The 24,995-nt window shown below is 54.9% G+C and carries 25 protein-coding genes; 19 read left to right on the forward strand and 6 right to left on the reverse strand.

Translation table 11 applies throughout. The features are described 5' to 3' along the window. Window positions 1-700, forward strand: a 700-nt coding sequence (locus tag ACTF5M_RS00775) for an ABC transporter permease subunit (protein ID WP_438959214.1), incomplete at its 5' end; no start/stop codon positions are given. A gap of 27 nt (window positions 701-727) precedes the next feature. Continuing rightward, window positions 728-1,363, forward strand: a complete 636-nt coding sequence (locus tag ACTF5M_RS00780) for an ATP-binding cassette domain-containing protein (RefSeq protein ID WP_438959215.1) — start codon at window positions 728-730, stop codon at window positions 1,361-1,363. Window positions 1,364-1,371: 8 nt separating this feature from the next. Here the strand turns inward: ACTF5M_RS00780 and ACTF5M_RS00785 are convergent, their stop codons facing one another. The 5 genes from ACTF5M_RS00785 to ileS form a co-directional block, all read right to left on the reverse strand. After that, window positions 1,372-2,334 carry an ABC transporter ATP-binding protein gene (locus tag ACTF5M_RS00785; RefSeq protein WP_438959216.1) on the reverse strand — a complete coding sequence of 321 codons (963 nt, stop codon included), beginning with the start codon at window positions 2,332-2,334 and terminating at the stop codon, window positions 1,372-1,374. Continuing rightward, entirely contained in the window at window positions 2,334-3,314 is a 981-nt protein-coding gene (locus ACTF5M_RS00790; protein WP_438959217.1) for an ABC transporter ATP-binding protein, read from the reverse strand. The genes ACTF5M_RS00785 and ACTF5M_RS00790 overlap by 1 nt, the downstream gene beginning before the upstream one ends. 36 nt (window positions 3,315-3,350) lie before the next feature. Next, the gene (locus ACTF5M_RS00795; protein ID WP_438959218.1) at window positions 3,351-4,295 is read right to left on the reverse strand and encodes an ABC transporter permease; all 945 of its coding nucleotides are present in this window, start codon (window positions 4,293-4,295) and stop codon (window positions 3,351-3,353) included. Between the two features lie 2 nt (window positions 4,296-4,297). Then, entirely contained in the window at window positions 4,298-5,278 is a 981-nt protein-coding gene (locus ACTF5M_RS00800) for an ABC transporter permease (protein WP_341246219.1), read from the reverse strand. Between the two features lie 173 nt (window positions 5,279-5,451). Beyond that, entirely contained in the window at window positions 5,452-8,331 is a 2,880-nt protein-coding gene (ileS, locus tag ACTF5M_RS00805) for an isoleucine--tRNA ligase (protein ID WP_438959219.1), read from the reverse strand. Window positions 8,332-8,651: 320 nt separating this feature from the next. On the opposite strand from ileS, the gene truA reads away from it, so the two are divergent. The 3 genes from truA to ACTF5M_RS00820 all read left to right on the forward strand — a co-directional run bounded on the left by truA (window position 8,652) and on the right by ACTF5M_RS00820 (window position 10,760). Beyond that, window positions 8,652-9,419: a tRNA pseudouridine(38-40) synthase TruA gene (truA, locus tag ACTF5M_RS00810; RefSeq protein ID WP_438959220.1), complete on the forward strand. Its 768-nt coding sequence runs from the start codon at window positions 8,652-8,654 to the stop codon at window positions 9,417-9,419. 51 nt (window positions 9,420-9,470) lie between these two features. Next, complete coding sequence (locus tag ACTF5M_RS00815) at window positions 9,471-10,340, forward strand: 50S ribosomal protein L11 methyltransferase (protein WP_438959221.1); 870 nt, start codon at window positions 9,471-9,473, stop codon at window positions 10,338-10,340. Window positions 10,341-10,424: 84 nt separating this feature from the next. Further along, complete coding sequence (locus ACTF5M_RS00820) at window positions 10,425-10,760, forward strand: hypothetical protein (RefSeq protein ID WP_438959222.1); 336 nt, start codon at window positions 10,425-10,427, stop codon at window positions 10,758-10,760. An 89-nt stretch (window positions 10,761-10,849) separates the two neighbouring features. Here ACTF5M_RS00820 and ACTF5M_RS00825 read toward each other — a convergent pair whose 3' ends face one another. Next, complete coding sequence (locus tag ACTF5M_RS00825; RefSeq protein ID WP_438959223.1) at window positions 10,850-11,041, reverse strand: DUF1127 domain-containing protein; 192 nt, start codon at window positions 11,039-11,041, stop codon at window positions 10,850-10,852. Between the two features lie 367 nt (window positions 11,042-11,408). Here ACTF5M_RS00825 and ruvC point away from each other — a divergent pair, with 367 nt between their 5' ends. The 14 genes from ruvC to ACTF5M_RS00895 all read left to right on the forward strand — a co-directional run bounded on the left by ruvC (window position 11,409) and on the right by ACTF5M_RS00895 (window position 24,957). Further along, complete coding sequence (gene ruvC / locus ACTF5M_RS00830; protein ID WP_438959224.1) at window positions 11,409-11,927, forward strand: crossover junction endodeoxyribonuclease RuvC; 519 nt, start codon at window positions 11,409-11,411, stop codon at window positions 11,925-11,927. After that, window positions 11,924-12,598, forward strand: a complete 675-nt coding sequence (gene ruvA, locus ACTF5M_RS00835; RefSeq protein ID WP_438959225.1) for a Holliday junction branch migration protein RuvA — start codon at window positions 11,924-11,926, stop codon at window positions 12,596-12,598. The genes ruvC and ruvA overlap by 4 nt, the downstream gene beginning before the upstream one ends. 9 nt (window positions 12,599-12,607) lie before the next feature. After that, window positions 12,608-13,624 (forward strand): Holliday junction branch migration DNA helicase RuvB, encoded by a 1,017-nt coding sequence (ruvB, locus tag ACTF5M_RS00840; RefSeq protein ID WP_048599633.1) that lies wholly within the window; start codon window positions 12,608-12,610, stop codon window positions 13,622-13,624. Window positions 13,625-13,641: 17 nt separating this feature from the next. Beyond that, complete coding sequence (locus ACTF5M_RS00845) at window positions 13,642-14,295, forward strand: hypothetical protein (RefSeq protein WP_438959226.1); 654 nt, start codon at window positions 13,642-13,644, stop codon at window positions 14,293-14,295. After that, window positions 14,292-14,681, forward strand: a complete 390-nt coding sequence (gene ybgC / locus ACTF5M_RS00850; RefSeq protein ID WP_438959227.1) for a tol-pal system-associated acyl-CoA thioesterase — start codon at window positions 14,292-14,294, stop codon at window positions 14,679-14,681. Before ACTF5M_RS00845 ends, ybgC begins: the two co-directional genes overlap by 4 nt. 100 nt (window positions 14,682-14,781) lie before the next feature. Beyond that, a complete protein-coding gene (tolQ, locus tag ACTF5M_RS00855) occupies window positions 14,782-15,456 on the forward strand; it encodes a protein TolQ (RefSeq protein ID WP_438959228.1) in 675 nt (224 codons plus the stop codon). 3 nt (window positions 15,457-15,459) lie between these two features. Beyond that, a complete protein-coding gene (locus ACTF5M_RS00860; RefSeq protein ID WP_438959229.1) occupies window positions 15,460-15,942 on the forward strand; it encodes an ExbD/TolR family protein in 483 nt (160 codons plus the stop codon). Window positions 15,943-15,951: 9 nt separating this feature from the next. After that, window positions 15,952-17,064 (forward strand): energy transducer TonB, encoded by a 1,113-nt coding sequence (locus ACTF5M_RS00865; protein ID WP_438959230.1) that lies wholly within the window; start codon window positions 15,952-15,954, stop codon window positions 17,062-17,064. Between the two features lie 90 nt (window positions 17,065-17,154). Continuing rightward, window positions 17,155-18,414, forward strand: a complete 1,260-nt coding sequence (gene tolB, locus ACTF5M_RS00870) for a Tol-Pal system beta propeller repeat protein TolB (RefSeq protein ID WP_438959231.1) — start codon at window positions 17,155-17,157, stop codon at window positions 18,412-18,414. A gap of 62 nt (window positions 18,415-18,476) precedes the next feature. Beyond that, entirely contained in the window at window positions 18,477-19,001 is a 525-nt protein-coding gene (gene pal, locus ACTF5M_RS00875) for a peptidoglycan-associated lipoprotein Pal (protein WP_438959232.1), read from the forward strand. Between the two features lie 32 nt (window positions 19,002-19,033). After that, complete coding sequence (locus ACTF5M_RS00880) at window positions 19,034-19,816, forward strand: tetratricopeptide repeat protein (RefSeq protein WP_438959233.1); 783 nt, start codon at window positions 19,034-19,036, stop codon at window positions 19,814-19,816. A gap of 21 nt (window positions 19,817-19,837) precedes the next feature. Further along, the gene (gene tilS / locus ACTF5M_RS00885; protein ID WP_438959234.1) at window positions 19,838-21,052 is read left to right on the forward strand and encodes a tRNA lysidine(34) synthetase TilS; all 1,215 of its coding nucleotides are present in this window, start codon (window positions 19,838-19,840) and stop codon (window positions 21,050-21,052) included. Window positions 21,053-21,141: 89 nt separating this feature from the next. Beyond that, complete coding sequence (gene ftsH / locus ACTF5M_RS00890) at window positions 21,142-23,055, forward strand: ATP-dependent zinc metalloprotease FtsH (protein WP_438959235.1); 1,914 nt, start codon at window positions 21,142-21,144, stop codon at window positions 23,053-23,055. A gap of 225 nt (window positions 23,056-23,280) precedes the next feature. Continuing rightward, on the forward strand, window positions 23,281-24,957 hold the full coding sequence (locus tag ACTF5M_RS00895) for a formate--tetrahydrofolate ligase (RefSeq protein WP_438959236.1): 1,677 nt from the start codon (window positions 23,281-23,283) through the stop codon (window positions 24,955-24,957). Window positions 24,958-24,995 lie beyond the last annotated feature (38 nt).

Raw genomic sequence — 24,995 nt, forward strand, 5'->3', positions numbered from 1 at the left:
TTGGTCGTACCCTGATGTACTGCCTGACAGCCTAAGTGCGCGTTCATGGTCACGGCACTGGGGTAACATTTTTGATACCGGTATAACCACTTTGCTGATTGCACTTTGTGCGTCGTTCATTGCAGTTTTGTTGACGCTGGGATGTTTAGAGGCCGAATATCGCTTTAACTTCACCATGTCAGAGCGAGGTGTGTTTCTGCTCTATCTACCTCTCATGGTGCCCCAGACCGCGTTCTTACCGGGCCTTCAGACACTGATGCTGTCCACTGGGTTGAAGAGCGGATTTTTTCCTGTTGTTCTGGCGCATTTGGTCTTTGTGCTGCCTTATGTTTTTCTGTCCTTGTCGGATCCGTTTCGGGCTTGGGACGTTCGGTTCGGCAGGATTGCTGCGGCATTGGGTAGTTCTGCAAACGGAGTACTTTGGCGTGTGCGCTTACCCATGTTACTGGCGCCTGTCTTGACTGCTGTGGCCGTTGGGTTTGCCGCTTCTGTTGGTCAGTACCTACCTACACTTTTGGTCGGCGGCGGGCGACTGTCGACCTTAACAACCGAAGCCGTGGCCCTTGCAGCGGGGGGCGACCGCCGCGCGATTGGGGTTTACGGCTTGGCCCAAACTGTTGCCGCGATATTGCCGTTTGCAGCGGCACTTTTGCTTCCTCAGCTCATTTGGCGTAACCGTCGGGGGCTGTCTGATGCCTAATTTCTACGCCCGCAAAGGACACATTCAATGAGCCACGAACTGCACCTTGATAATATCCGTATTTCTAAAGATGGCCGTGAATTAATCACGATTGACCAGACTGTTTTCGCGGGTGAGGTGCTATCTGTTATGGGGCCGTCAGGTGCAGGCAAGTCGACTTTGCTTAACTATATTATTGGTACTTTGCCGTCTGATTTTACGGCAACAGGGGCGGTGCTGCTGAATGGTGCAGATCTATGCGCTTTGCCCTCTAATCAGCGGCAGGTCGGCATTCTGTTTCAGGATGATCTGCTCTTTCCACACATGAGTGTTGGGCAAAATCTGGCCTTTGGTCTAAGTGCGGATGTTCGGGGGGCCGATAGGCCCGCGCGCATTGATCAAGCTCTTACAGAGATTGGCTTAGGGGGATTTGCGGACCGTGATCCAGAAACCCTGTCCGGTGGGCAAAAAGCACGGGTTGCATTGATGCGGATGCTATTGTCAGAACCCCGCGTCTTGTTGCTGGACGAAGCATTCTCAAGGCTGGACACGGAACGCCGTAATCAAATACGAAAACTTGTGTTTGATACCGCACGGGCGCGTCAGCTGCCCGTCATTATGGTTACCCACGATCAAGCAGATGCTGACGCAGCAGATGGCCCTGTGTTCTATCTAACTGAATGATCTTATGCCTATTCTGCCAAATGGCAGGCCACACGCGCACCTCTGACCACACGCATTTCGGGGCGCTGAGCCGAACATTGCGCCTTAGCGATCGGACAACGCGGATGGAACGCGCAGCCAGTAGGCGGGTTGATTGGGTCAGGGATTTCACCTTGTGGTGGATCAATCTCGCGGCCAAATCCATCCATCTTTGGGGCTGCTGCCAAAAGCATCTGGGTGTAGGGGTGCTTGGGGTTCTCAAACAATTCATCCGGCGTGGCTTCTTCCACAAGACGGCCTAAGTACAGTACACCAATTTTGTCGCTGATGTGCTGAACCACAGTCAAATCGTGACTGATGAACAAATAGGTCAGGCCACGGTTTTCCTGCAGGTCTGACATCAGGTTCAGCACCTGCGCCTGTACTGACACGTCCAGCGCACTGGTCGGCTCATCACAGACAATCAGCTTTGGCTCACTCGCCAAGGCGCGGGCGATACAAATGCGCTGCCGCTGGCCGCCGGAAAACTCATGGGGAAACTTATCTGCGTCCAAAGACGACAGACCCACTTGCTCAAGAAGCTTTTCTGCAAGGCCAACAACATTGCCGCCACGGGCGGAGACAGGTTCGTTAATGATCTCACGTACGCGCCATCGCGGATTTAGGGAGGCGTACGGATCCTGAAAAATCATCTGGATGTCACTGCGCGCTTTATCAAGCTTACCGCCGTCTGTCTCGCGGCTCAGATTGATGTCGTTAATCAACACGCTGCCATCCGTTGGCTTTAACAGGCCCACGGCCATTTTGCCGATGGTCGATTTGCCGGAGCCGCTTTCGCCAACAAGCGAATAAACAGTCCGTTCTTCAACATCAAAACTAACGTCTGACACGGCGGTGAGCATCGCTTTGGGAAGCCGCTCAATGACGCGGTTGAGCCACGGTTTTGAGACGTCGAAAATGCGGGTGAGGTTTTTGACCTGGATCATCGCCATTACGCTGTTTCCTCAGCCGGTTGTTGTATCGGAAAATGGCAGGCAGACCGCCCCCCATTCAGTTTTGGGCGGGGTTCTGCACGGCAAATGTCTTGGGCAAATTCACAGCGCGGATGAAAAGCACAGCCTTCGGGCATGGCCGTTAGCCGCGGCATTGAACCCGGAATTTGGCGTAGGCGCTTTAGGCCTTTGCTGGCCATCGGCGTCGAGCCCATTAGCCCGTCTGTATAGGGGTGTTCGGGGTGTGTGACCACATCGCGTACGTTGCCTAATTCGGCCAATCGTCCTGCATACATGACGGCCACGCGATCGGCGGTTTCTGCTATAACGCCCATGTCATGCGTGATCAGCATGACAGCCGTGCCACGGTCACGACACAGCCGTTTAAGTAGGGCGATGATCTGTGCTTGTACCGAAACATCAAGCGCAGTCGTCGGCTCATCCGCAATAATCAACGACGGTTCAGCGCAGAGCGCCAAAGCAATAACAACGCGCTGGCGCATGCCACCGGAAAACTCATGGGGATAGCTATCAAGGCGTTGGGCCGCTGCGGGAATACCCACCTCATCCAAGGCCGCAGCTGCGCGTTTGCGTGCCTCATCGCGCGAGATGTCCAGATGCTCGAGCATTGTTTCAGTTAGCTGATCGCCGATGCGCAAAAGCGGGTTAAGCGAGGTCAGCGGGTCTTGAAAAACCATACCAATATGCTTGCCGCGCAACCTGCGCATATCTTCGCCTTCAAGCTGATCAATGCGCGTACCGTTCAGCCAAATCTCGCCGCCCGTAATTTTTGCGGGGCGGTTCAGCAGGCTAATCACAGCATTACCTGCCATTGATTTACCGGCCCCGGACTCGCCGACGATCCCCAAAATTTCACCGCGATTGATATCATAGTTAATCTGATCAACGGGCCGCAAAATACCGCCCCGTATCGGAATTTCGACAGTGAGATTGCGGATTGATAAGACAGCTTCAGACATGGGGTGGTCCTCGGGGTTAACCAGTTACGTCGCGGCTTAGCGCAGTTTTGGGTTTAGGGCGTCGCGCAACCAATCGCCCAGCAAGTTCACGGCCAGCGCAAGGGCCAGAAGGGTACAAGCAGGGAACAGCAAAATCCACCATTCGCCCGAGAACAAAAAGCCCTGACCGATACGGATGAGCGTGCCAAGAGATGGTTGCGTCGGCGGTGCGCCTACGCCCAAAAATGACAGGGTTGCTTCGGCAATAATTGCCAAGGCAAGTGAGATGGTTGCGATGACCAGTACAGGGCTCAGCACGTTTGGCAGGATGTGGCGTAGCATAATTGCGCCGGAGCCGCGGCCAATTAAACGGGCTGCTTGAACGTAGTCTTTGTTTTTCTCAACAAGGGTAGCGCCACGCACAACACGCGCAAATTGGACCCAATCGGACAAGCCAATCGCTACAATCAGTACCCAGATTGCCATTTGATCACGGTATTCGACGGGGGTGATCCCCTTGGCGACGCCAAAGATCAGCATAGCAACCAAGATTGCCGGAAAGGTCAGTTGAACGTCTGCGATCCGCATGATGATGGTCTCGACCCCCCCTCCAACGTATGCGGCGACAAGGCCCAAAGTGATGCCCAGAACCATTGCAAAGCCAACCGCTGCCGCGCCCACAAATAGCGAGATGCGAAGCCCGTAAAGGATGGTTGAGAACACATCGCGGCCCTGATCATCGGTACCCAGCCAAAAGGTTTCGCCGGTGAATGCGTTGGGCTCCATCGGGCTTGAAAACCCGTTCATCAGGTTCAGGGAGGCCGGATCAAAGGGGTCGTATGGTGCGATTAACGGCGCGAAAATCGCTGCCAACACCATTAACATCACAACTGTGAAAGAGATCATTGCAACGGGCGAGTGGCGGAATTGATAAGCAAAATCGCCGTCCCACCAATGGGCAAGCCGTCCGCGCGGTTTTGGAGTAGGCGTCGTATTAGCCATCGTTAATGTCCTCCTGAACGGTCAGCGCGCAGGCGCGGATCAATTGCAAAATAAAGCAGGTCGACGATGAGGTTAATTGCCACAAACATCACTGAAATAAGCATTAAGTAAGCGGCCATCACAGGTATATCGACGAACTGAATAGCGTTAATGAACAGCAGCCCAACACCGGGCCACTGAAAAACTGTCTCAGTGATGATCGCAAAGGCGATGATGCTGCCCAGTTGCAGGCCGGTGACAGTAATCACGGGTACCAATGTGTTCTTTAGGGCATGACGAAAGTTGACTGATTTTTCGCGGATACCACGGGCGCGGGCAAAGCGGATGTAATCCGCGCGAAGAACTTCCAGCATCTCGGACCTAACTAGCCGCATGATCAATGTCATCTGATAAAGCCCAAGGGTAATGGACGGTAATATCAGTGCCTTAAGGCCTGATCCGGTCGCAAACCCAGTCGTCCACCAGCCCAGATCAACCACATCACCGCGCCCAAAGCTTGGCAGCCACCCCAATTCAACTGAAAACAGATAGATAAGCAGAATGCCTATCAAAAATGTGGGCAAACTGACCCCTATCAATGAGACCGACATGATGGCGTTGGCGGCGAAACCGTCGCGCCTGATGGCGGTGAAAATGCCAAGGACAACACCGAAAAACATCGCAAATCCGGCGGACACCAAGGCAAGCTCAAGGGTGGCAGGTGCGCGTTCGGCGATGATCTCGGCGACAGGGCGGGCCTGGCGGTAACTCAGCCCAAAATCTCCCTGCACAGCACGGCCCAAAAACGCGCCGTATTGTACAATAAACGGGTCATCGAGGCCCAACTCTCCGCGCAACCGCTCAATATCGCTTTGTGTGCGTTCTTGGCCCAACAAACTGTCAATCGGGTCGCCTACAAAGCGAAACATCGAAAAGGCGACAAGCCCCACAACGAGCAAGACGATGAAGGACTGAAATAGGCGGCGGAGGGAGTATGCTAACATTGGATCACAGTTGATTTTGTAGCAGGCAGGGTCAAGAGCCGAGTCTGCGTTTTGGCGGTATTCACGTCGCGGCAACAACGTTTTTGTTAAGCGTCATATGCGGACAAAAACATGTGTCATAAAAAATGTGCGCAGGCCCAAAGACCTACGCGCAAAATTTCTACGGTATCGATTTATGAAAGGGCGCTGTCACAGCGGCTGCAAACGCCGTCGTGCTTGTGGCTTCCAACGTCTGGTAGCACCTTCCAGCAGCGCGCACATTTTTCGCCGTCTGCCTTTGCAAAGCTCACGGCGACGCCTGCCACGTCATCAAGGGTGAACGCGCCTTCAGGGCCTACGCCTTCGACGACCGTGATTTGGCTGGTGATGCACAGGTCTGCAAAGTTATCCGCATCGACCAGGGCAAACAGCTCTGGTGACAGATAGACCGTTGGTGCAGCTTCAAGAGAGGAGCCGATGACTTTCGCCGTCCGCTCGCCTTCTAATGCACCTGTTACGACGCGGCGGATTGCGCGGATTTTGTCGAGCTTTGCAGCCAGCGCGTCATCGCGCCACTCGGCCGGCGTTTGCACAAAGTCAACAAGGTGGACACTTGTTTCTGCGCCGTTTCGCTCAAGCCAGACTTCTTCCATTGTGAAAGTCAAGATTGGCGCAAGCCACGTTGTGAGGCGGCCATACAGCATATCCAGCACGGTCAATGCCGCGAGCCGGCGGTTCGTGTCACCGTCGCAATAAAGCGCGTCTTTGCGGATGTCGAAGTAGAACGATGACAAATCCAGCGTCGCAAAGTCGAAGATGGCACGGAACACACCTTGGAAATCGTATTTCGCGTAGCCGTTGCGCACAGTTTCATCCAACACGGCGATCTTGTGCAACATAAGGCGTTCCAGCTCGGGCATGTCTTGGGGCGCTACGGTTTTTGCCGCATCAAAGTCCGCAAGGCTGCCAAGCATAAAGCGCATCGTGTTACGCAAGCGACGGTAGCTGTCGGCCACGTTTTTCAGGATTTCTGGCCCAATGCGCAGGTCAGCGGTGTAATCAGACTGTGCCACCCAAAGACGCAAGATGTCCGCGCCGTATTGTTTCGTGACCTCTTCCGGCGCGATTGTGTTGCCGATGGATTTAGACATTTTCATGCCTTTTTCATCAAGCGTGAAACCATGTGTCAGCACGCCGCGATAAGGTGCGCGTCCTTTTGTACCACATGCCTGAAGCATGGATGAGTGGAACCAGCCGCGGTGTTGGTCAGTGCCCTCAAGATAGAGATCGGCCAAGCCATCTTCAGAACCGTCTTCACGGTCGCGCAGGGTAAAGGCGTGGGTTGAGCCACTGTCGAACCACACGTCAAGGATATCCATCACTTGGGTGTAGTCATCAGGGTTCACGATGCCACTCAGGAACCGCTCTTTCGCGCCGTCTTTGTACCACGCATCAGCGCCCTCAACTTCGAAAGCTTCAAGGATGCGTGCGTTTACGTCAGCATTACGCAGAAGGTACTCTGGATCGTCGTGTTTCGCGCCTGTTTTGACAAAGCAGGTTAGCGGTACGCCCCACGCACGTTGACGTGATAGCACCCAATCGGGGCGCGCTTCGATCATTGAGTAAAGACGGTTGCGGCCCGTTTGCGGCGTCCATGTCACCAACTCATCGATGCTGGTCAGGGCACGCTCACGGATGGTTTTGCCGTGTGTGTCCATCCCGTCATCACAGGCTTTGTCGATCGCGGCAAACCATTGTGGGCGGTTCAATCGGATGACAGGTGCTTTGGACCGCCAAGAGTGTGCATCGCTGATCGTGATCCTCGCGCGGGCCAGCAAGCCGCCAACCTCGACCAGTTTTTCGATCACTTTCTGGTTCGCTTTGCCCGGTTTTCCGTTAGGGCGCAGGATGACCTCACCGCCGAAGAACGGTAGATCAGCGCGGTACGAACTGTCGTCCAAGATGTTGAACGTCATTGGAAGGCCGTGTTTCAGGCCGATTTGATAGTCGTCATCACCGTGGCTGGGAGCGGTGTGAACAAAGCCTGTACCTGCATCGGACGTGACGTGATCACCGGCCAGCATAGGCACATCGAAGTCCCATTCCCCATCGGCGCCGTCGGCACCATGAAGCGGGTGGTTTAGGGTCAGTTCAGCAAGCTCGGCGGCGCTTACATCCCCGACGCGGGTGTACATTACAGCATCGAGGCGCGCAGCGGAAAACGTGCTTTCAGCAAGATCATCGGCAAAGAGATATGTTGCACCTGCTTTGGCCCAACATTCATCTGGCGTGGACGTCACCTTATACGCACCATAGCTTACGGTTTGGTTAAAACAGACCGCACGGTTTTGCGGGATCGTCCACGGAGTCGTCGTCCAGATCACCACATAAGTGTCTGCCTGACCTTTAACTGCAAAAGGAACCCAGATCGCATCTGTCTGGCGGTCGTGGTACTCAACCTCCGCTTCAGCGAGGGCGGTCTTTTCAACGGGCGACCACATCACAGGCTTTGAACCCTGATAGAGTGTGCCGTTCATCAAGAACGTTTGGAATTCTTCCGCGATCACGCGCTCGGCATGATAGTCCATTGTAAGGTATGGATTTTCCCAGTTTCCTGTGATGCCAAGGCGCTTGAACTCTTCGCGTTGGATGTCGACCCAGCCTTTGGCAAAGTCGCGACATTCACGGCGGAATTCGACCACGTCGACTGCGTCTTTATCGCGGCCTTTCTTGCGGTATTTCTCTTCGATTTTCCATTCAATCGGCAAGCCGTGACAGTCCCAGCCCGGGATGTAGCGCGCATCATGACCCATCATCTGTTGGGAGCGAACGACCATGTCTTTGAGGATCTTGTTCAGCGCGTGGCCGATGTGCAAATGACCGTTTGCATAAGGAGGGCCATCATGAAGCGTGAAGGGCTTGCGTCCAGATTTTTGGCGCAGCTGGCCATAGACGTCCAGTTCTTCCCATCGTGCAAGCCATTCAGGCTCGCGTTTGGGCAAACCTGCGCGCATTGGGAAATCTGTGCGGGGCAGGTTGAGGGTGGTTTTATAGTCGGGTGTTTCGGCGCACATATTGAGCGTCCTTTTTCGTCATATTTTCAATAGAATAGCGAGAGCGGCGTGAGGGTCTCGAACGCCTTGGCCCGGCGGCTCATAAGGTCAGAGCGCCGGGGATATAATTCCAATAATGTGCATGGTTGAAACATCATGAGGTGCTTATAGGGGCAGGCCTTGTGGCTGTAAACTATGTGGGCGGTGATACTTTGGTGGGACCTGGTAACGGCTGCACTGGTGCAAGCGCGCGAAGACGTTGGACACTCATTCTGGCGTCAAATTGGTGCAGTGATAGCGCAGTGATTGCAACGGGGCTGATCTGCGGCTAACTGGAGTTCATGCACAGATATGCCTTGAAAATCGAGTACAACGGCGCGCCTTATCATGGCTGGCAGCGACAGGTTGATTTGCCTTCGGTGCAGGGCATGATTGAGCAGGCCATCGGTAAAGTCGCCGGTAGTGCCCACGAGATTGCCGCCGCAGGCCGTACCGATGCGGGAGTTCACGCGTGGGCCCAAGTGGCTCATGTGGACATGGAGCGCGACTGGGACACGTTTCGGCTGTCTGAGGCGATCAATTATCATCTGAAACCGAACCCCATTGCCATCATCGGCTGCGCAAAAGTGACCGAGGCGTTTCACGCACGATTTTCCGCTATTGAGCGGCGCTACATTTTCAGAATGGTATCGCGCCGCGCCCCGATTGTGCATGAAGCGGGACTGGTCTGGCAGGTGAAGCCGCCTTTGTCGCTGGAAGCCATGCAGGAAGGGGCCAAGCATTTGCTGGGCTATCATGATTTCACCACGTTCCGTTCTTCTATTTGCCAAGGCTTGACGCCGTTCAAAACGCTTGACCGCTTAGATGTAAGCGAACATCCGTACCCCGGCGGTGCAGAGTTTCGCTTTGATGTGCGCGCGCGGTCGTTCCTGCATAATCAAGTCCGCAGCTTTGTCGGCACACTTGAGCGCGTTGGCGCGGGGCATCTTGAGCCATCCGATGTCAAACGCAGGCTTGAGGCATGCGCGCGGTCTGCTTGCGGGCCTGTAAGCGCACCGCACGGGCTGTATCTGGCGGGCGTCGGCTATGAAAACGACCCTTTCGAATGAATCCAAAACACTGCGGCTTGCCATTTGCGCGCCCAAAAGGAGATCGAACCGATGATGACATGGACCGCGTTAACCACGTTGAACAACAAAGCGCAGGCCGAGGCTTTGGGCGAGGCGCTTGAGACGCTGACGCCAGAGCCCACAGGCGTGGGTGTTTTTGAGGTCGAAGACGGTTCGGGCGTTTGGGAAGTGGGTGGTTATTTCATTGAAGCACCTGGTGCCGCTGGCCTTGCACTTTTGGCGGCCATGAACGGAGCGAAGGATTTTGTTGTCTCTGAGGTGCCGGAAACCGATTGGGTCGCCCATGTGCGCCGCGAGTTGCCGCCGGTAGAGGCGGGCCGCTTTGTTGTCTATGGCAGTCATGACGCGGACAGCTTGCCTGAGGGTAAAATCCCGTTGTTGATTGAGGCCGCAATGGCCTTTGGAACGGGGCACCATGGCACGACGCTCGGCTGTTTGATCGCCCTTGATGAGTTGATTGACGCAGGTTTTGTTGGCCAGAACGTTGCTGACATTGGCTGCGGGACGGCCGTTTTGGCGATGGCGGCTGCAAAAGTGTGGCCACAAACGGTTCTGGCCAGCGATATTGATGAGGTTGCGGTAGAAGTGGCGCTTGCCAATGCAAAGGCCAATGATCTGGATGGGCGTATCACTTGTGTTGAGGCGGCGGGTTTTGATCACCCGACCTTACAGGGTGCCGCGCCGTTCGATCTAATCTTTGCCAATATCTTAAAAGGGCCGTTGTTGATGCTTGCCGATGATATGGCCGGCGCATGTGCGCAAGGCGGGCATATCATCTTGTCCGGTATTCTGAATGAGCAGGCCGATGAGGTGCAGACTTGCTACAGCAGTGCGGGTTTTGCACTGCGCAAACGCAGCAGTATCGGTGACTGGACCACGCTCACGCTGACCCGCAATTAACTTTGGCATAAGAAAAACGGAGTAATTATCCTAAAATTGTATTAAACTGCCCTCAGTAACGAATTAGTAACTGAGGGCAATGGTATGTCTGATCGGCAAAAGTTTAAGTCGAAAATGAAGCGATTGGCAAAGCAGCAACGTCGCGCAGGGTATTATCGCACACAGTCTGTAAATCACGATGGTATGGTGCTGGGCCGCGCACCGGCGCGCGGCGGTTTTCCGTGGCACTTGGTGCCTTTGGCTGCGGCTGCGTTTTGGTTATTTAGGGCGTTTGCTTACACAATAAACGGTCCTACAGCGTATCTTGAACACGTTGAGGGCTTACAATCATCAGGTGGTTTGGGGGGCTTCGCAGCGTGGATGATGCAAGCGGATAGCCTGACCATTTGGATCGCTCAATATCTGCAGGCGTTTGTCTAAAGCGGCGCCCTTTTCTGCAGCCATCAAGCATAAAAAAAGCCGCGCGGCCAAAGGGCTGTGCGGCTTTCGCTCGAGACACGCCTGAGGGTTTAGAGCGCGTCTACGTCTGCATATGTCAGGCCAACATCTTCCAATTCACGTGCAGACAGCTGCTTGAGAGCTTTGCGTGTCTGGCGCGCATCATTCCAAGACTTCGCTTTCGCGAAAGTCGCAATGAACGGAGCGGCTACTGTGAATGTGCTTGCTGCGGGTGCGAAGCGGGATGTTTCGATAACGGCCATGATCGTATTCCTTTACAGCACAAAAATTATGCGTTTGTGGGTTCGTGATGGCGCTCATTTAGGAGGGAAAGATATTTCCGCATAGTGAGTATTTCTGCATTGCAGCTATGATCGGAATGCATATGTCGAAAATGGACAAATAGCCTGTCGTTATTGAGCAATTAGCAGGCCAAACCTGCCCCGATTTGCACCTGAAATGTCGTATTTGGGCCAAATTATCCACAGGTATTCAGAATGTCGCAGATCACGAAAACCGTGGGTGTCTTGTAACAATTTCCGAAATACGCCGAAATTTGTTTCTGTTTGGCAAATGTTCGCGTTTCGTGCTACTGCTGGAGCGCATAAATATAACAGCAGGCAGCCGACTATGCGGATACTGGGAATCGATCCTGGCTTGGCCAATATGGGGTGGGGGGTCATCGAAATGGCGGGTCCGCGTCTGCGTCATGTCGCGAATGGCATCATCAAAACGAAAACTGGTGATTTGGGCGCGCGCCTTTTGGCGCTGCACACTGGGCTGACCGATGTGATCGCACAGCACGCCCCCGATGCAGCAGCGGTTGAGCAGACGTTCGTCAACAAAGACGGTGTCGCCACGCTGAAGCTTGGGCAGGCGCGGGGAATCGCGATGCTGGTGCCGGCACAGGCGGGCCTTACAATTGGTGAATACGCTCCCAATGCGGTCAAGAAGACTGTAGTTGGTGTGGGGCACGCTGCCAAAGAACAAGTACAGCACATGGTCAAAATGCAGTTGCCTGGTGTGGTGTTTGACGGACCGGATGCTGCTGATGCCTTGGCAATCGCCATTTGTCACGCCCATCAGCGCGGCGTTGGCACGGGCTTAGAAAAAGCCCTGAAAGCACAAGAAATGAGGGCCGCGGGATGATTGGCAAACTTCAAGGACGTCTGGAATACCGCAGTTCAGATCACGTTATGCTTATGGTCGGTGGGGTTGGATATGTTGTGTATTGTAACGAGCGTACGCTTGCCTCAATGCCTAATGTCGGTGAGGCCGCCGCACTTTATACGGATCTTTTGGTGCGTGAGGATCTGCTGCAACTTTTCGGGTTTACCACTCTTGCCGAAAAAGAGTGGCACCGACTTTTGATGTCTGTCCAAGGGGTTGGCGCAAAGGCTGCGATGGCGATTATGGGCACACTTGGCGAAGCGGGGCTCAGCCGCGCCATTGCTATGGGGGATTGGAACAGCGTGAAAGCCGCCAAGGGCATTGGTCCTAAGACGGCGCAAAAAGTTGTGATTGATCTGAAAGACAAAGCTCCTGCGATTATGGCGATGGGCGGTAGCGTGCATGACGCGCTGGGCCAGACAACAGCAGTTGCGGATGACGTGATTGATGACGGTGACGACGCGGGCGCACAAAACGCGCCGCAAGTAGCCAGTATGTCGACCCAGTCCGAGGCGCTCTCTGCGCTTGGTAATTTGGGTTACGCGCCGCAGGACGCTGCATCGGCCGTGGCGCAAGCCAGTGATCAAGGTGCGCAAGATACAGGTGCGTTGATCAAAGCGGCGTTGAAACTTCTGGCGCCGAAGGGCTAAGGAAGGCCCATGGAAAGTGATCCCACATTGCGCCCCGAGCGGCTTGCCGAAGACAATGATCGCGCGTTGCGTCCGCAAGGTCTTGATGAGTTCATCGGTCAGGCAGAGGCGCGCGCGAACCTCAAGGTTTTCATCCAGTCTGCGCGTCAACGTGAACAGGCGATGGACCACACATTGTTTCACGGTCCACCGGGTTTGGGCAAAACAACGCTTGCACAAATTATGGCCCGTGAGCTTGGGGTGAATTTTCGCATGACATCCGGGCCTGTACTGGCCAAAGCGGGTGATCTGGCGGCGATTTTGACAAACCTTGAGGCACGCGATGTGCTGTTCATCGATGAAATTCACCGACTGAACCCCGTTGTTGAAGAAGTGCTCTACCCTGCGCTTGAGGATTTTGAACTTGATCTGGTGATTGGCGAAGGCCCTGCCGCGCGCACGGTGCGGATTGAATTGCAGCCCTTCACGCTTGTTGGGGCGACCACCCGTCTTGGTCTTTTGACAACGCCGCTGCGTGACCGCTTTGGCATTCCGACGCGACTACAGTTCTACACCACCGATGAGCTGCATGAGATTGTCGCCCGCGGTGCGCGTCTTTTGGGCGTCACCGCCGATGATGAGGGCATTCGCGAAATTGCAAAACGTGCGCGCGGTACTCCGCGCATTGCGGGCAGATTGCTGCGCCGTGTTGTGGACTTTGCGCTTGTGGAAGGCAACGGCCAGATCAGCCGTGCCCTTGCGGATAATGCGTTGACCCGTTTGGGCGTTGATAAATTGGGTCTGGATGGCGCGGACCGTAGGTATCTGAGCCTTGTTGCGGAGAATTATCAGGGCGGGCCCGTTGGCATCGAGACAATGGCCGCTGCTTTATCTGAAAGCCGTGATGCGCTTGAAGAAGTGATTGAGCCTTACCTGCTGCAGCAAGGCTTGATACAGCGCACCCCACGCGGCCGGATGTTGGCACAAAAGGCATGGGATCATTTGGGGCTGGCCGCACCCAAGAAACAGGGCGGCCTTTTTGAATAACGGCGCAGGGTTCACAGATGCATGATCAAGAAACATACACCGCAAAAGACGTAGAGACTTGCTTTACCCGTTCTGATGAAGCTTATGTTTTTGCCCGTTGGGGCAGGGCCATTACCCCTGTCATCTTTGGTGTGGATGAGGCGACTTTGGGGGTGTTTAAGGGCGCGTGCGAAGCTGTCGTTAGCCTTGCGGGACACAAGATGGCGGAAGTCGACCCAGAGATTGGGGCGAACCTCATGGTCTTTTTCTGCTCTGATTGGGCTGAACTTACCGAGGTGCCGCACCTTGAACGATTGGTTCCTGATCTGGTCCCGCTTGTAGAACGCCTCAAATCGGCTGACGCCAATCAGTATCGCATTTTCCGCTTTGATGATGATGGTGGCATCAAGGCGTGTTTTGTCTTTTTGCGGATGGATCAAGTCCTTGCGGACACACCGGCAGATACAATTGCGCTGAGCCAGATGGCGCAGATGATTGTGCTTTGGTCTGATCAGGCATTTGTTGGCAGTTCTCCCTTGGCGATTGTGCCCGATGGGGGGGTGATCCTGAAGCCGCAAGTGGGGCAGCTGATCCGCGCCGCTTATGATCCTGTGCTGCCGGCTGCATCGCGCGATCCGTCCCATGCTTTACGCCTTTTCGCGCGGCTAACGGCGGCAGGTCAGGTCCAATGACACACCGTTTGCCCATTCGTGTTTACTACGAAGATACCGACATGGCGGGTATTGTGTACTACGCTAATTACCTAAAATTTATTGAGCGCGGTCGCACCGAGTTTGTTCGTGAGCTTGGGGTGGACCAGAGCCAGCTTAAAGAGAACGAGGGCATCGTTTTTGCGGTCCGTCACGTAGATGCGGATTATCTTGTTTCTGCAAAATTTGACGATATGCTGAGCGTTGAGACTACGATTGAAACAATAACCGGTGTCCGCTTGGTGTTTCGCCAGGATGTGCGGCGCGACGGGGATCTGTTGTTTACGGCGCTTGTGACCATTGTGGCGATCAATGAGGCGGGGGCACCTGCGCGTCTGCCAGCAAATATTCGCCGAAAGTTGCATTAAATCGCGCCTGTGCATGCTCAGCGTAGTAATTAAATGAAACATCGCCTATTATGTATGCAATTGGGTACACAAAGAGACCCGCAGTACATGAGCAGGCCACATGGAACACGCAGCAGATTTCTCAATGTGGGCGCTATTCGCGCGCGCAACGATCACCGTAAAACTCGTCATGATCATCCTGATCATCGCCAGTTTCTGGGCGTGGTCGATTATCTTTCAAAAGACAATCCAGTACCGCAAAGCCCGCGTAGAGGCCGCGAAATTTGATCAGGCTTTTTGGTCTGGCGCCCCGCTTGATGGTTTGTTCGATGAGATCGGACCCGCGCCAGACGGCGCATCAGAAAAGATTTTCGCCTCAGGCATGCTTGAATGGCGCAGGTCTCACCGAACGGATGGTGATTTGATCGCGGGTGCTACCAGCCGCATTGATCGTGCCATGGATGTGGCAATCAACCGTGAAGCCGAAGAACTGCAAAAGGGCCTGACCGTATTGGCCACTGTTGGTTCCGCATCACCCTTCATCGGGTTGTTTGGAACCGTTTGGGGTATCATGAATGCCTTTATCGAGATCGCAGAACAGCAAAATACCAACCTTGCAGTTGTAGCCCCTGGTATTGCCGAGGCGCTTTTGGCGACAGGTCTGGGCCTCCTCGCGGCGATCCCTGCGGTTATTTATTACAACAAGCTTAGCGCAGACAGTGACCGAATTGTTGGCAATTACGAGGCGTTCTCTGACGAGTTTGCCACGATTTTGTCGCGCCAGTTGGACGGCTAAGCCATGGGTGCGGGAACAATCAAAAAAGCCGGCGGGGGTGGTCGCGGCCGCCGCCGCGGTCGTGCACAGCCGATGGCCGAAATCAACGTAACGCCTTTTGTTGACGTAATGTTGGTCCTGTTGATCATCTTCATGGTCGCGGCACCTTTGCTGACGGTTGGGGTGCCTGTTGAGTTGCCCAAAACCGCGGCAACAGCGCTTTCATCGGACAACGAAGAGCCACTGACGGTGACGCTGACCGTTGATGGCGTTGTGATGATCCAAGAAACCGAAGTTGAACGCGAAGCACTGATTGGGCGCTTGCAAGCCATCGCCACCGAGCGAAGTGATGATAAAATCTTCCTGCGTGCGGACGGGGCGAATACATATGCAAGTGTTGCAGAAATCATGGGTGCTTTGAATGCGGGTGGCTTTTCAAACATTGGCCTTGTGACAGACATTGGTGGTCCCACGCTTGATGGTGTGACGCCGGTGCAGGAGCAGTAGGCACGCCTGATGCGCACGGGCTACATCATATCCGGAGTGGGTCATGCGGGCCTTATCGGCTACCTTCTTGTGGGGCCGATCTTTTCCGCTGACCCGCCGCCTTTTGAGGATGTGGAGGTAAGCGTGATTTCCTCGGCTGAGTTTGACGCGCTCACAAATCAAACACCTCCTGAAATGCCGACGCAGATTACGGCACCGGAAGCTGTTGTTGCGCCGCCTCTTGAACCCACGCCTGAGCCTGCTCCGCAGCCTGTGCCTGAACCAGTGCGGCCTCAAACGCCTGAGCCTGTGCGCCCAACACCGCCGCCTGATGCCTCGCCCGATGTGAGCCAGATTGCCCCATTGCCACAGACGGATGTGATCGACGAGGCACCCGAAGAACCCACGCCGCCAGCGCCCCCGCCTGAGCCACAAGTGAGTGCCGTTATTGATGCGTCCAAGCGCCCCAAAGCACGGCCCGCGCCACGTATTGCACCCCAAGCGGTTGCCCCGCCGCCACTTGATGCGACCATCGCGGATCAAACCCAAGAAGCGGTTGTAGAAACGAATAATCCTGATGAGCTGCCAAGCACCCAAAGCGACGCTCAGCAAGCAACGGCTCCGGAAGAGGCTGCGCCTGAAGTCGTGACGGAAGCAGAAGAAGCAGGTGGCACACCAACCCGTTCAATCCGCCCACCCGCGCGTCCAAATAGGCCTGTGGCACCAGTGGAGGCGGCCCAGTCTGGGGTGGCGTCCAAGGCCGATCCGGCTACGCAAACTGCTGAAACGGCAGATGCTGCCCCTGCAAGCGATGCGCCGGTTGGTCCACCGATGACCCAGGGCGAGCGTCAGTCACTTGTTGGTCAGATACAGAATAAATGGGCTGTCCCGCCGCGCGTGATTAGCGACCAAGTCATAATCACTGTGCGCTTTGCGGTGGGGGAAGACCGGCGTCCAATTTCAGGCTCTGAGGAGTTGATCAGCGGCTCGGGAAGTGCTGATCTGAATCAGATTGCATACCGTGCAGCGCGAAGTGCGATTTTCCGCGCAGGGGCACAGGGCTTTGATTTGCCTGATGACAAATACGATCAATGGAAAGACATTGAGATTACCTTTAACCCGTCAGGCCTGCGCCTGAAGTAATGAATGAGGGATAGGTTTATGAGGGAGTTTATTGGTGCTATTTTGTTTGCAGCGTCCGCGACCTTTGGTTGCATCGCCCCCAGCACAAGCATGGCACAGCCCCTACGGCTTGAGATTACGGACGGCGTCATTGAGCCGCTGCCTTTTGCCTTGCCAACTTTTATTTCCGAGACATCCAACGCGGGTGAGATGGCTCAGCAAATCAGTGGTCTGGTCGCAGATGATTTGCGCGGCACTGGGTTGTTCCGCCAAATCCAGCCGGAAGTGTTCATCAGCCAAATCAGCGCCTTTGGTGCGCCGGTACAATACCCCGATTGGCGCGCGATCAATGCCCAAGCGCTGATCACCGGTGCTGTTGCAGTAAGTGGCAATGGCCGCGTGACCGTTAAATTCCGTCTGTATGATGTATTCGCCGGGTCCGAGTTGGGCCAAGGTCTTCAGTTCGTCGGCACCACTGATAGCTGGCGCCGGATGGCTCATAAAGTGGCCGACGAGGTTTATGCACGCATCACAGGCGAAGGCCCTTATTTTGACAGTCGCGTTGTTTTTGTTGGCGAAACTGGCCCAAAAGAGACCCGCGCTAAACGCCTTGGGATTATGGATTTTGACGGCGCAAACGTTCAATATCTGACGGATAGTAGCGCCATTGTGCTTGCACCGCGTTTTTCACCTGACGGTGAACGGGTGCTCTACACCAGCTACGAGACAGGCTTCCCGCGCATCTACGTGTTGGACGTTGGCCGTGTTTCGCAGCGCGCGCTTGATGTTCCCGACGGCTCAATGAGTTTTGCGCCGCGTTTTGCGCCTGACGGACGGACTGTGGTGTTCTCCCTCACAACTGGGGGTAACACGGATCTTTACACGCTTGATGTGCGCACCAATGCGCGTACACGACTGACGTCGACCCCTGCTATTGAAACGGCCCCAAGTTACTCACCGGATGGGCGCAGCATTGTGTTTGAAAGCGATCGCTCAGGTTCGCCGCAGCTGTATATTATGCCTGCAACGGGTGGTGAGGCGCGCCGCATTAGCACAGGCGCGGGACGCTACGGCACGCCAGTTTGGTCGCCGAAGGGTGATTTGATTGCGTTTACGAAGCAAAATCGCGGCCGGTTTCATATTGGCGTGATGCGCACGGATGGCTCTGAGGAGCGGCTTTTGACGGCGTCTTTCCTTGATGAGGGCCCAACGTGGTCGCCCAACGGTCGGGTCATCATGTTTACCCGTGAAACCCAAGGGGTCAATGGCGCGCCTGCGCTTTATTCAGTGGATATTTCGGGGCGTAATCTCGCAAAAGTGCGCACTCAAACGGCGGCATCAGATCCTTCATGGTCGCCTTTGCAGCGCTGATGTGCTAATTTGACGACAAACAACAACAATAATCGCAGTTCATCTAAGACAGGACATCATTCATGAAGACGTTGACAAAATCAGCACTGCTTATCGCGGGCATGTCATTGGCCGCCTGTAGTAACGGCACCCTATTCGGCTCCGGCGGCGGTATTGGCGGCAGTGGAAATGGCGCTTTCGGTGCCAACGGTGGGGTGGGTGTCAGCGAACTTGATCCCGCATCTGTCGGCTATTTCAATGAAACCGTCGGCAACAAAATTCTGTTTGATGTGGACCAAAGCACGTTGAACGCCTCGGGTCGCTCTATTCTGGATGGTCAGGTGGCTTGGCTGCGCGCCAACCCTGCAGTTATTGCCGTGATCGAAGGTCACGCGGATGAGCAGGGCACGCGTGAGTATAACTTGGCCCTTGGCGCGCGGCGCTCTAATGCGGTGCGTGAGTATCTGGTCAGCCAAGGTATCGCGGGCACGCGCCTGCGTACGCTGACATATGGCAAGGAACGCCCGATCGCCGCGTGTTCGACCGAGAGTTGTTATGCGCAAAACCGCCGTGCGGTTACCATCTTGTCTGGATCAGGCACAAGCTGATGCGGGCGCTGCGGGTTGTTGCAATATGTGCCGTGCTGCTGCCTTTTGGGGCAGCACTGAGCGCGGAAACTTTGGGGGATGTGCGGGCTGATCTGTCCCGACTCGCCGCCGAAATCAACAGCCTGCGCGCCGAATTATCCGCCACTGGTAGCACCAATCCGCTTGCGGGAGATGTTTCTACCCTTGCGCGCATTGAAACCCTTGAGGCGACAGTGTCGCAGTTGACTGCAAAGACCGAGCAACTGGACATTCGCATCAATTCGGTGGTGCGTGATGGAACAAACCGCCTAGATGATTTGAATTTCCGGATTTGCGATCTGGATCCCGCCTGTGACATCGCCACCATCGGGACGACTGCCGTGTTAGGCGGCGTTGAAGTTGTGGGGCCTGCTACGAATGTGGTGGTACCAGAGCAAAATGACGTTTCGCTGGCTATTGGCGAGCGGACAGATTTTGAGCGGGCTGAGGCGGCGCTCATCTCAGGTGACTTTCGCGGCGCCGCGGACCAGTTTTCGACCTTTACCGAGACCTACCCAGGCGGCCCGCTAGCGACCCGTGCGAATTTGTTGCGCGGTGATGCACTTGCGGGACTAGGTGATATGGCGCCGGCTGCGCGTGCCTATCTTGATGCGTTTTCTGGTGCGCCAAGTGGTCCTGAGGCCGCCCCTTCGCTGTATAGGCTTGGCACATCCCTTGCGGATTTGGGCCAGAAATCTGAAGCCTGTGTTACCTTGGGTGAGGTCACCAGCCGTTTTACATCCGCCCCCGAAGCTGCCCAAGCGGCGGCTGCTCGTTTGAACATGGGCTGCGAATAGGGCGTGGTTTCAACGGCTGTTTTGATCGACAAACTGGATCAGCTGTATGGCTGGGAACCGCCCGCGTTAATTGGTGTGGCGGTATCTGGCGGGTCTGACAGCCTTGCTCTGCTGCATCTGTTGAACGACTGGGGGCGTGCAAAGATTGTTGCGGCCACGGTCGATCATGGTTTGCGAAAAGAGGCGGCTGAGGAGGCCGCCTATGTTGGCCGCATTTGTGCGGCCCTCAATATTCCACATGATACGCTGCGTTGGGCCGCATGGAACGGCAGTGGCAATGTCCAAGACGAAGCGCGCCGTGCGCGCTATGGCCTTTTGGCGCGTTGGGGTAAAAAGCGCGGTGTTGATTTTGTGACACTTGGACATACCCGCGATGATGTGGCGGAGACATTCCTGATGCGGCTGGCCCGTAAGTCTGGTGTTGATGGTCTGGCGGCCATGGCCGCACGTGCGGACAAAAATGGGATGCGCTTTGATCGACCGCTGTTGGACGTGGGCCGTGCCGACCTACGGCACTACTTGCATGAAATGGGTGTCGCGTGGGTTGATGATCCGTCCAATGACAATGATGCATTTGACCGCGTAAAGGCACGCCAGCTGCTTGAGAATTTGGGTGAAATGGGGATCACGTCAGATGTGCTGGGCAGTGTCGCTGCTAAGTTGCGTGCTGAGCGGTCCGCCTTGGGGCAGGCCGTCTATGAGCTTGCTGACCGGATCACACACGAGGAAGCAGGCGACGTCATCATTGACGCCAAACGGTTCTCTATTGCGCATCCTGAATTGCAGCGCCGCCTTTTGAACGGTGCTCTTCAATGGGTGGCCAGTGCGGATTACACACCGCGCCATGATGCCTTGGTGGAGGTCGCGCAGGCGATCGATATGCGACAGACCAAAACGCTTCACGGCTGTCTGATTACGGCCGGTGCAGCAGATATTCGCATTGGCCGTGAATTTAACGCGGTTTGGGATGCAACCGCCCAACCGAGCGCGCTGTGGGATGGCCGCTGGCAGCTTGCTGGCCCAGCCGAGTTGGGCGATGAGGTGCGCGCGTTGGGTGAAGAAGGCTTGGGCCAATTGCCGGACTGGCGCGCCGCAGGATTGCCGCGCCGTTCATTGATGGCGTCACCATCTGTTTGGCGCGCAGACCGGCTAATTGCCGCTCCTTTGGCCTCATTTAATGCCGCATGGAGCGCAAAATGCGCGACATCTTATATCAGTTCCCTTTTAACGCATTGAAGTTGGGGATGTAGTCTCTATTTTAAAAGCTAACAGTTATGCACGCCCTTTAGGGGGTGATGCGATTCCCCACATTGAGGAGACCTCCCTTGGGTAACGCGCGAAATTTCGCCTTTTGGATCGTTCTTGGCCTGCTTGTGCTGGCCCTATTCCAACTTGTTGGAGGCGGCCAAAGCACGGCAAACAGCTCTGAAGTTAGCTATTCTCAGTTTGTAGACGCCATTGAAGGTAACGAAGTGGCCAATGCCCGCGTTGACGGTGAACGGGTCACTTACCGTGGGACCGATGGCCGTGATTACACAACGATCATGCCGCGCGACGCGGAAGTGACTGATCTTTTGTTGGCCAGCGACATTCCGTTTGAGGCAAAATCACAAGAAACCAGTGGCTTCCAAGCGCTGCTCTTTAATCTATTGCCAATCTTGTTGCTGATCGGTGTGTGGATTTTCTTCATGCAGCGTATGCAAGGTGGCGGCAAAGGCGGGGCGATGGGCTTTGGGAAATCTAAGGCCAAGTTGCTGACAGAAAAACATGGTCGTGTAACGTTTGATGACGTTGCCGGTATCGATGAAGCTAAAGAAGAGCTCGAAGAGATTGTTGAGTTCTTGCGTAACCCACAGAAATTCAGCCGCTTGGGTGGTAAAATCCCCAAAGGGGCGCTTCTTGTTGGCCCCCCGGGTACGGGTAAAACCCTTCTCGCACGTGCAATCGCGGGTGAGGCTGGTGTACCCTTCTTTACTATTTCGGGGTCGGACTTCGTTGAGATGTTTGTAGGTGTTGGCGCGTCGCGTGTCCGTGACATGTTTGCGGATGCTAAAAAGAACGCGCCTTGCATTGTGTTCATCGACGAAATTGACGCAGTCGGCCGCGCGCGTGGTTCTGGATACGGCGGCGGTAACGACGAACGTGAGCAAACGCTGAACCAACTGTTGGTTGAGATGGACGGCTTTGAAGCAAACGAAGGCGTTATCATTGTTGCGGCTACAAACCGTCGCGACGTGCTTGATCCGGCGTTGTTGCGTCCTGGTCGTTTTGATCGTCAAGTCACTGTGCCTAACCCAGATATCAAAGGTCGTGAGAAAATTTTGGGTGTACACGCACGCAAAACACCGCTTAGCCCTGATGTTGACTTGCGCATTATAGCACGCGGCACGCCTGGTTTTTCGGGAGCGGATCTGGCGAACCTTGTGAACGAGTCTGCTTTGATGGCAGCGCGTGTTGGACGCCGTTTTGTTACGATGGAAGATTTTGAATCGGCTAAGGACAAAGTCATGATGGGTGCAGAGCGCCGCAGCATGGTCATGACAGCCGAGCAAAAAGAAATGACCGCATACCATGAAGCAGGTCACGCCATCGTTGGTATCAGTCTGCCGAAGTGTGATCCTGTTTATAAGGCAACAATTATTCCGCGCGGCGGTGCTTTGGGCATGGTTATGAGCTTACCGGAAATGGACCGTCTGAACATGTTTAAAGATGAATGCCACCAGCGCCTTGCCATGACTATGGCCGGCAAAGCGGCCGAAATCTTTAAATATGGTGAGGATGCTGTGTCAAACGGACCTGCTGGCGACATTCAGCAGGCTAGCCAACTCGCCCGTGCAATGGTGCTGCGGTGGGGCATGTCTGACAAAGTTGGCAACATCGACTATGCAGAAGCTGCTGAAGGATACTCTGGCAACACTGCTGGTTTCTCAGTCTCGGCCAACACCAAAGAGTTGATTGAGGAAGAAGTGCGCGGATTTATCCAACGCGGCTACGATAAAGCGGCTGAGATTATTCGGGAAAAATCCGAAGAGTTTGAGCGCCTTGCTCAAGGGCTGTTGGAGTACGAAACGCTCACTGGCGAAGAAATCAAGCGTGTGATGCGCGGCGAGCCACCACATCTGAGCAATGATGAGGATGACAAGGACGACGGTTCTGCGCCATCTGTCACAGCGGTGCCAAAAGCCAAGCGCCGCAAGCCGTCATCTGGCGATGAAGGTGGCTTGCCCGAGCCGACTTAGGCCAGCTTTATGTGCTAATTTTGAAAGCCCCGTCGATGATTTCGGCGGGGCTTTTTCTTTTTGGACAGGTGACTGCTCCAGCTGAGAATGATGCAAATCGGAAACTTCGTATACGGCGGTGGACGGTGACGCGCCGAAAATTGTCGGAATCGACGGGCGTGATTTCAAATGATGGCTCTACCAACGACTCAACGAAACGTGGACATCAATAGGGAACCCTGCGCCATGGCATATAAGACCGACATCGAAATTGCGCGCGAAGCGAAGAAGAAGCCGATCCAAGAGATTGGCGCAAAACTGGGCATTGGTTCTGATGATCTGCTTCCCTACGGCCACGATAAAGCCAAGGTCAGCCAGAAATTCATCGACTCCGTTCAAGGTAACGAGAGTGGTAAACTGATCCTTGTGACTGCAATCAACCCAACTCCGGCGGGCGAAGGCAAAACCACAACAACCGTGGGCCTTGGGGATGGTCTGAACCGCATTGGCAAAAAAGCGGCTGTTTGTATCCGTGAAGCATCGCTTGGGCCGAACTTCGGCATGAAGGGCGGCGCTGCGGGTGGTGGTTACGCGCAAATCGTCCCGATGGAAGACATGAATCTGCACTTTACCGGTGACTTCCACGCGATTACCTCGGCGCACTCACTGCTTTCTGCAATGATCGACAACCACATTTATTGGGGCAACGAGCAGGAAATCGATATCCGCCGTGTTCAGTGGAAGCGCGTTGTAGACATGAATGATCGCGCCCTCCGCCAGATCACCGCTTCGTTGGGCGGCGTGGCAAACGGCTTTCCGCGTGAAGCTGGTTTTGACATTACGGTTGCATCCGAAGTTATGGCGATCTTGTGCCTAGCCAACAACCTCAAGGACTTGCAGCAGCGTCTTGGCGACATGATCGTGGCTTACCGCCGTGACCGTACCCCTGTGTTTTGCCGCGATATCAAGGCCGATGGTGCTATGACCGTACTTCTGAAAGATGCGATGCAGCCTAACCTTGTTCAGACACTTGAGAATAACCCTGCGTTTGTACATGGCGGTCCGTTTGCCAATATTGCACACGGCTGTAACTCTGTGATTGCTACGAACACTGCGCTCAAAATTGCAGATTTTGTTGTGACCGAAGCAGGATTTGGCGCGGACCTTGGCGCCGAAAAATTCATGAACATCAAGTGCCGCAAAGCTGGCCTTGCACCAGACTGCGTTGTTTTGGTTGCAACTGTGCGGGCAATGAAAATGAACGGTGGCATAGCGAAAGCGGACCTTGGCGCTGAAAACGTTGATGCGGTGAAAGAAGGCTGTGCGAACCTTGGGCGCCACATTGGCAACCTCAAATCATTCGGCGTGCCTGTGGTTGTTGCGATCAACCATTTCGTTACGGACACGGACGCCGAGGTTCAGGCAGTTAAGGATTACGTTGCGACCCAGGGGTCCGAAGCTATTCTTTCACGGCACTGGGAATTGGGCTCTGAAGGCTCTGAGGCTTTGGCAAAACGTGTGGCCGAGATTGCCGAAAGTGGGGCAGCCCAGTTTGCCCCGATTTATCCAGATGACATGTCGTTGATGGAGAAAATCAACACAATCGCCAAGACAATCTACCGCGCTGACGAAGTTCTGGCGGATCAGAAAATTCGCGATCAGTTGAAACTTTGGGAAGAGCAGGGCTATGGGCACTTGCCGATCTGTATGGCCAAGACGCAATACTCGTTCAGCACGGACCCGAACCTGCGCGGTGCGCCCGTTGGTCACTCGGTGCCGGTGCGTGAAGTACGCCTGAGCGCCGGTGCAGGTTTTGTTGTGGTTGTTTGCGGTGAAATCATGACCATGCCAGGTTTGCCGCGCGTTCCGTCTGCAGAAAATATCCACCTGAATGATGACGGCCAAATCGAAGGCCTATTCTGATTGAAACCAAAGCGCGCGCGGCATTGAGCCAAGCGCGC

This window comes from Nereida sp. (assembly GCF_965655635.1).
Lineage (GTDB): Bacteria > Pseudomonadota > Alphaproteobacteria > Rhodobacterales > Rhodobacteraceae > Nereida.